5 protein-coding genes and 1 pseudogene are annotated in these 3910 nt (G+C 43.5%); all 6 read left to right on the top strand.

Going from position 1 to position 3910, the window contains the following annotated elements:
- Positions 1–89: 89 nt before the first annotated feature.
- Positions 90–473: pseudogene (locus QZ311_RS12425) on the top strand (helix-turn-helix domain-containing protein); the annotation flags it as partial.
- Positions 474–476: 3 nt separating this feature from the next.
- Positions 477–1040, top strand: coding sequence for a hypothetical protein (locus QZ311_RS00025; RefSeq protein WP_297063057.1), 564 nt, complete (start codon positions 477–479; stop codon positions 1038–1040).
- A gap of 69 nt (positions 1041–1109) precedes the next feature.
- Complete coding sequence (locus QZ311_RS00020; protein ID WP_297062556.1) at positions 1110–2216, top strand: site-specific integrase; 1107 nt, start codon at positions 1110–1112, stop codon at positions 2214–2216.
- A 60-nt stretch (positions 2217–2276) separates the two neighbouring features.
- On the top strand, positions 2277–2756 hold the full coding sequence (locus QZ311_RS00015) for a hypothetical protein (RefSeq protein WP_297062554.1): 480 nt from the start codon (positions 2277–2279) through the stop codon (positions 2754–2756).
- Positions 2753–3016, top strand: coding sequence for a helix-turn-helix transcriptional regulator (locus tag QZ311_RS00010; RefSeq protein WP_297062552.1), 264 nt, complete (start codon positions 2753–2755; stop codon positions 3014–3016). The genes QZ311_RS00015 and QZ311_RS00010 overlap by 4 nt, the downstream gene beginning before the upstream one ends.
- 352 nt (positions 3017–3368) lie before the next feature.
- Positions 3369–3905, top strand: coding sequence for a hypothetical protein (locus QZ311_RS00005; RefSeq protein ID WP_297062550.1), 537 nt, complete (start codon positions 3369–3371; stop codon positions 3903–3905).
- Positions 3906–3910: the final 5 nt, after the last annotated feature.

Raw genomic sequence — 3910 nt, 5'->3', positions numbered from 1 at the left:
GGCGTTTTTATGCACTATTTTGTACGGATTTTGTACGACAGCGACTCATTTCACCACAAGCGTAAGCAAGGTGGTGGAGAAAGTTGACAATGGTTGTCAATGGTTTACGAACATTTACAAACAACGGAGAAATCTCCACAAATGAAATGAGTAGCAACATTAGAATTGAGAAAACTTGTGAGTGGTGTGGCAAACAATTCACCGCTCAAACGACCGTCACTCGTTTCTGCTCGAAGCGATGCGCGGAACACTCCTATAAGGAGCGTATGAGACAGCAGAAGATACAACAGGCAAACTCTGCTGTGCCCTCAAAAATATCTGCTATCAATGAGAAAGAATATTTGACAGTTGCAGAAACAGCGCAATTACTGGGTATGACCCGGCAGGGCGTGTACAAACTGATTTATCGCGGTGATTTGGTCGCTGCCAAACTTAGTTCTCGCCTGACACTTATTAAGCGTGATAGTATAGACAAAATGCTCGATGGCTCCCCATACACAAAGAGGGAATCCAATGAAAAGAAAACGATAAACGAGTTCTATACCCGCGCCGACATCCGTGAGAAGTATGGCGTTAAGGATTCGTGGATATATAAGGTCGTTGCCGAGAACAATGTTCCGAAGACCATTCTTAGAGGCAAGGCTTATTTCAGCAAAAGCCATATCGACCGACTTTTCTCGGCGAGAAAAGAGAATCCGGAAATCACGGAGTGGTATTCGGTAGAGGATATTCAATCCAAGTATGGCATGACTCTCTCGGCAATTTACTCGTTGGTCTCTAAAATCGGTATTCCGAAGCGCAAAGAGGGACCGAAAGTCTATTACTCCAAATATCACTTCGATGTGGCAAAAGGAGCTAAGTCAGCTGAGGACGTAGAGTTTATTTCGGTGGCTGATGCTATGGAAAAATACTCGCTGACTCGTGACCAACTGTATCACTACGTCAAAACATATAAGATAACCAAGCTTCGCTGCGGTAAGTATGTCAAACTGAACGCCAAAGAGTTAGCCGAGTTATTCAATCCCAAGATTGAGTTATAATCCGGTGATTTTTCTCACCGAACAACCACCTTTTACCTTTGCACATTATAAATCTAAAAACAGAATAATATGGAATCTGCAACCATCACCAAAGTAACTCTCCGTAAAGAAAAACTGCGCAGCGGCAAACTGTCGCTCTATCTCGACTACTACCCTCCCATATGGAATCCGCACATCAAGAAGATGTCGCGCCGGGAGTTCCTCGGTCTATATCTCATCGGCAATCCTAAAGACCGGTTTGAACTTGACTACAATGAGGAAATCATGCTCAAAGCTCGTGGCATCCGTGCCACTCGTGAGCTTGCCATCATCAACGAGGAGTTCGGTTTCCTTGACCGTACTAAGAAGCAGGCTGACTTTCTTGAATATTTCGAGAGCAAGACCAAAGAGAAATATCAGAAATGGGAAATCGTGTATAAGCATTTTAAGGACTTCTGCAATGGCAGATGCCTGATGAAAGATGTGACCATCGGACTGTGCAACGACTTCCGCACATACATTCTCAAAATTCGTGTAAAGCAGTCCGGCAATATCATATCACGCAACTCTGCCGCCGGATATTGGTCAACCTTCCGCGCTCTGCTGAAGTTGGCATACAAGGAAGGCTGGCTCCGTGAGAACGTCAATGACTACCTTGACCGCATCGACTGGGAGGAGCCAAAAATCAACTATCTCGAAATCGAAGAGGTGAAACGCCTTGCCGCCACTCCTTGCAAAGTGGATGTACTGAAACGCGCTTCCCTTTTCGCCTGTATGACCGGACTCCGTATAAGTGATATTCTGCAACTGCGTTGGGAGAACATCGAACTGTCTCCCGACGGTGGGTATTGTATGCGCATCCGTACCCAGAAGACCAAGACGCAGGCGACACTGCCATTGAGCGATGAAGCCCTGTCGTATTGTGGCGAACAAGGTCGCGGCATGGTATTCAAAGGACTGAGTCGCGCCCATACCCGCGAACCGTTCAAGAAATGGCTCAAAGATGCCGGCATCAAGAAGAAAATCACATTCCACGGGCTCCGTCATACCTACGCTACCTTGCTGATAACCAACGGCACTGATATCTACACAGTAAGCAAGATGCTTACGCATAAAAACGTGGCCACGACTCAGATCTACGCCGAGGTCGTGAATCAGAAAAAACGTGACGCCGCCAACTCAATCTCACTGAAATAAAAAATAATTAGCATATAAGCTAATATTCTCGGAAATTTGTTATATCTTTGTAGAAGAATTATGAGCAAGAAAATCAAAATAGAACCAGTGAGGTCAACAGAAATCGCAAGCCTCTACACCATCATCTTTGAGGATGGTGATATGTCGGAGTTTGCAAAATTCCTTAACCGTTTCAAGGACAATGGCAAACTCCAACGTGACTATCAGCTGATTCTGTATGCCCTGCAAAAGATTCTGGAAAACGGAGTGCAGGAACGATATTTCCGTCCTGAAGGGAAATTTGCAGATAGAGTCTGTGCTCTCCCGATTGATTCGGGCAAACTAAGGTTATATTGCCTGAGAATTTCGGACAAAATATTGATTCTCGGTAATGGAGGAATAAAGCAGACAAAGACGTACAATGATAATCAGGAACTCAATGGTTATGTCATGGATCTTCAGAAATTTGATGCGATATTAAAAGCGGCAGAAAAAGAAGGATCCATCATCGTCGAGGAAACAGTCCTGAATGGTATAACTGATAAAACTTTTGAGCTATGAAAACGACAGCCCTTCTTTTTGATGAATGTCTTGCCACCGTTTCCAACGATGTCAAGCTGGAACTTGATATGTCGTTCGCCCTTGCTGATAAGATTGATATGATTCTCAGGGAAAAGAATATCAGTCAGAAACAGTTGGCAAAAAAAATGGGCAAGACCGAAGCAGAAGTTTCTCGATGGCTTGGGGGTACTCATAATTTTACACTAAGGACGATAGCAAAGATTTCCGATGCACTCGGGGTGAAACTTTTAACCATATAGTGTGATGAAAAGCAAGACCTCTAATCACGATGACAAGATAATGAATTGCTCAACATTCGACGAGCTTCTTGATGCGGAATATGGCAAACCCGGAACACATGAGCGTGAGTAGTTCGATACTGACGCAACGGCATTCTGTCTGGCAGAAACACTCAAGGAAGAATGCTCAAAATCGGACTGACACAACAATAGCTTGCAGAGCGTATCGGCACGAAGAAAACCTATATTGACATGTCGTTTACCCTTGCCGATAAGATTGACATGATGCTCATTTTGGCAAGAGGACAAATGTCCTATACCCGTAATGATGGTGTAAAAGTCATTCCATTGGCAACCATTAAACCATAACAACATGAGGAATAAAATCATACGGCTATACTATAGTGCCAAAGATATTAGCGTCCGCAAATTTTGGGAAAATATCGGAAGGTGGTTTTCCTATTTCAACATATCGCGTCGCATCTATGATTTTGATTATTCAAGTATTCTCGCTGTTGAACGGCATCAGATAAGCAGGGTGCGCGATTCAATAGCGCATTACCATAATCATCTGTACGCCGAGCGTGATATTGAACGCCTTAATCTTGCATTAAGGTTGTTGGACATTATAGAAGAGAACGGATGTTGCGAACGTATCGGCAAGCCGTTTAACATAGTAAAATGTAAAAATAATGGGGATTTGTATGAACTTGAAGACGATCCTGAATCATACTATACCATTCCGGTTTATGTGAATTACAAAAATGCCATGCGCTTTTGTAAGATAGAATTATCCAGATATACAGATAGTAAAGATGGTGCCATGTGGCAATCACATTTGAGAGTGGAAAAGGCATGGCATATCTACCATACTCTCAGGCTTTACTTTATGCGAAGTTGGTGGGATTGATTTTA

It is taken from the genome of uncultured Duncaniella sp., assembly GCF_910578445.1.
Lineage (GTDB): Bacteria > Bacteroidota > Bacteroidia > Bacteroidales > Muribaculaceae > Duncaniella.
Note: the sequence above shows the minus strand (reverse complement) of the source record. Positions and strands in the feature narration are given on the sequence as shown.